The sequence below is a fragment of the Vibrio sp. 1069 genome (genome assembly GCF_033340555.1).
Window position 1 is genome coordinate 1 of record NZ_JAWOWP010000499.1, and the last position, 643, is coordinate 643.

The window sequence follows — 643 nt, forward strand, 5'->3', positions numbered from 1 at the left end:
GACATCTTGCACGATGGCGTGGCCATTTTGCGTGGTGTAAATATCATTTTGCTGCGCGAAGCTTGGTGCAGAAAGCAGCATCGGGGCGAGGCTGAAAAACAACGCAAGATTTTGAGAAGTCACTGGTTTATACATAGCAAAACCTTTTCTGAAGAGTTGGCAAAATTATATCTAGCTGTACATGAACAGAAAGTGAATCATCGTGTGAACTGTCGGTTCAGTCACATTCACTTTGCTCTTGGCAAAATCACTGGTGCGAATCGAGCGTTATTTAAGTTCATCTTCAAAAATCTTGTCGCGCAACTTCCAAAAGCGCCCAGACTTTCTGGCAATGACAAACTGCGGTAAACGGAAACGGTGTTGATTAGCGACGACTCTTGTAGGCGATGCTTCTTCAAACGGGCGATGTTTATCTGCAAGGTGAGGGCGCACAAACTGGTCTTTAAAAGTTTGCTTCTGTTTCTTGGTGTTTAATGACCAAAACTCATGAACTAACGCATGACCTTCGCCTTGGTATGGTTCCCCCGAATACGTGACTTTGAGCTGTGATTTGCCGTCATTTGATTTGAACACGGACAAGTCCATCTCTGTGCACTCGAAGATCAGTGCGTCTTTCAAATTCAGTGCTTCTTTTAGTTTCTTA

The 643-nt window shown here is 44.0% G+C and carries 1 pseudogene; it reads right to left on the reverse strand.

Annotation, left to right across the window (positions count from 1 at the left end):
* Positions 1-267: 267 nt before the first annotated feature.
* Positions 268-643: pseudogene (locus R7040_RS27395) on the reverse strand (ATP-dependent helicase); the annotation flags it as partial.